General features: G+C 64.9%; 3 protein-coding genes. All 3 read left to right on the forward strand.

The window, feature by feature from the left end; genetic code table 11:
- Window positions 1-443: CDP-alcohol phosphatidyltransferase family protein (locus JOY90_RS12500; RefSeq protein WP_291691443.1), on the forward strand; the 443-nt coding region annotated here is incomplete at its 5' end.
- A 25-nt stretch (window positions 444-468) separates the two neighbouring features.
- The gene (locus tag JOY90_RS12505) at window positions 469-1,146 is read left to right on the forward strand and encodes a DnaA/Hda family protein (protein ID WP_291691444.1); all 678 of its coding nucleotides are present in this window, start codon (window positions 469-471) and stop codon (window positions 1,144-1,146) included.
- Window positions 1,147-1,286: 140 nt separating this feature from the next.
- Window positions 1,287-2,990: RNA degradosome polyphosphate kinase (locus JOY90_RS12510; protein ID WP_291691445.1), on the forward strand; the 1,704-nt coding region annotated here is incomplete at its 3' end.

Here is a 2,990-nt window from a genome sequence, read left to right on the forward strand (position 1 = left end):
TCGTCATCGCCGGCGTCAGCGACGCCGTCGATGGGTTTCTCGCCAAGCGCTTCAACATGTCGAGCGAATTGGGAGCGATGCTCGATCCGCTCGCCGACAAGGCGCTGCTCGTTTCCATCTACATCGCGCTCGGCATTTCCGGCGGCATTCCGCACTGGCTCGTGATCCTGGTCGTCTCGCGCGACATCATGATCGTCGCCGCCGTGATCGTGTCATGGCTGTTCGACAAGCCGGTGGCCATGAAGCCGTTGATGGTGTCCAAGCTCAATACCGTGGCGCAGGTGGCGTTCGCGGCACTGGTATTGGCCTCCTTGGGCTTTGGACTGGAGCCGATGCCCTATGACGAGGTGCTGATGGGCGTCGTCACCATCCTGACGCTCTCTTCCGTATCGCTCTATCTCGTGGAATGGGTACGGCATATGAGTACGATCGACGCCAAATGACCGGCGCCAGCATGGAGCCGTCCTCGTGGCAGGCCACGTTCACCCTCGTCAGCTTGCGTTCGCTCTGCCGCACGCGGAGAGCCTGACACGCGACAATTTCCTGGAGGGACCGGCCAACGACGCAGCGCTCGCCCTGATCGAGGCCTGGCCGGAATGGCCGAGCCGGAGCTTGCTTCTGGTCGGGCCGGAAGGCTCCGGCAAGAGCCACCTTGCCGCCATCTGGGCCGAGCAGTCGGGCGCACGTTCCACCGCCGCCCGCGTGCTGACGGCTGCGGATGTGCCGGCAGCGCTCGCCACCGGCGCGCTGGTGGTCGAGGACCTGCGCGAGCCCGACGTCGACGAACGCGCCCTGTTTCACCTGCTCAACCTGGCGCGGGAGCACGAGGCCTATCTGCTGATCACGGCGCGTCAGCCGCCGTCCGCGCTCGCGATCGAGCTGCGCGATCTGTGCTCGCGGCTGCGCGCCCTGCCGGTCGTGTCGCTGGCGGCGCCCGACGATCAACTGTTCCGCGCCCTGATCATCAAGCTCTGCGCCGATCGCCAGCTTGTGGTAGACGAGTCGGTGGTCAGTTATCTGGCGACCCGGCTCGAACGATCCTATGCTGCAGTGCAAAGGGCGGTTCGACTGCTCGACGCGGAAGGTTTGCGACGGGGCCGGGCGGTGAGCCGCGCGTTGGCAGCGGAATTGCTTGGCAAGACTTGAGTACCACCGACCGGCCGACGGGCTTGACGCGGCCGAGGTGTGAAACATCATGTCGGGGAAGATGTCACCCGATGGCGACATTGTTGCATTGCGATCGGCTAGTTGCCACAAATGGCGGATCGAAGATGGACCCAGCTCGCATGGAATCGCTACAAACCATTGTATTAGATGAAGAAACGGCCGAAGCGCCGATTGTTCCAGGGATCGCGGCAAGCCCCGAACGCTTCATCAATCGCGAGCTTTCCTGGCTGCATTTCAACCGCCGCGTGCTCGAAGAATCGGTCAATCCCGGCCATCCCGTGCTGGAGCGGGTCCGGTTCTTGTCGATTTCTGCCAACAACCTTGATGAGTTCTTCATGGTCCGCGTCGCCGGCATCAAGGCGCAGGTCCGGGAGGGCATCCCGGAGCGCAGCCCGGATGGACGTACGCCCTCCGAGCAGCTCGCGCTGATCAACGAGACGGTCTCCCAGCTTGCGAGCGACCAGCAGGCGATCTGGCGCGACCTGCGCGGCACGCTGGCCGAGGTTGGCATCGTGCTGGTCGACGGCCGCGACGTCACCAAGACCGAGCGGGCCTGGATCGAGGATCATTTCCTCCACAATGTCTTCCCGCTGCTGACGCCGCTCGCGATCGACCCTGCGCACCCCTTCCCGTTCATTCCGAGCCTCGGATTCACCGTCGCGCTGCAGCTCACGCGGATCTCGGACGGCAAGCCGATGAACGCGCTGATCCGCATGCCCGGCAAGATCGACCGCTTCATTCGCCTGCCCGCCGGCAAGGACAGCGCAGTCCGCCTCGTCCCGCTGGAGCAGGCCACCGGCCTGTTCATCGGCCGGCTGTTCCCGGGCTACCACGTCAACGGCCAGGGCGCCTTCCGCATCATTCGCGACTCCGAGATCGAAATCGAGGAAGAGGCGGAAGACCTGGTGCGGGTGTTCGAGACGGCGCTGAAGCGAAGGCGCCGCGGGTCGGTGATCAGGCTCGAGATCGAAGCCACCATGCCGGTCGAGCTCCGGGCGTTCGTGCAGCAGGCCCTGTCCGCCGATGACGACGAGGTCATCCTGGTCGAGGGCGTGCTGGCGATGAACGAGCTGTCGCAATTGACGCGGCTCGACCGGCCGGACCTGGAGTTCGCGCCCTACGTTCCCCGCTATCCCGAGCGGGTTCGCGATCATGGCGGCGACATCTTCGCCGCGATCCGCCAGAAGGACCTGATCGTCCATCACCCCTACGAATCCTTCGACGTCGTGGTGCAGTTCCTGCAGCAGGCCGCACGCGATCCCGACGTCGTCGCGATCAAGCAGACGCTCTACCGCACCTCCAACAACTCGCCGATCGTGCGCGCGCTGGCGGAAGCCGCCGAAGCCGGCAAGTCGGTCACCGCCCTGATCGAGCTGAAAGCCCGCTTCGACGAGGAAGCCAACATCCGCTGGGCGCGCGACCTCGAGCGCGCCGGCGTGCAGGTCGTCTACGGCTTCCTCGAGCTGAAGACGCACGCCAAGCTGTCATTGATCGTTCGCCGCGAGAGCGGCAGCCTCACGACCTATGTCCATACCGGCACCGGCAATTATCATCCGGTGACCGCGCGCATCTACACCGATCTGTCCTACTTCACATCCGATCCGGCCATCGGGCGCGATGCGGCACGGGTGTTCAACTACATCACCGGCTATGCCGCGCCGAGCGACCTGGAAAAGATGGCGGTGTCGCCGCTGACCTTGCGCAAGCGCATGCTCGAGCACATCCGCGGCGAGACCAGCCATGCCAAGCACGGCCGCCCCGGCGCGATCTGGATGAAGATGAACGCGCTCGTGGATCCCGACATCATCGACGGCCTGTACGAG

It is taken from the genome of Bradyrhizobium sp., assembly GCF_019242285.1.
GTDB lineage: Bacteria > Pseudomonadota > Alphaproteobacteria > Rhizobiales > Xanthobacteraceae > Bradyrhizobium.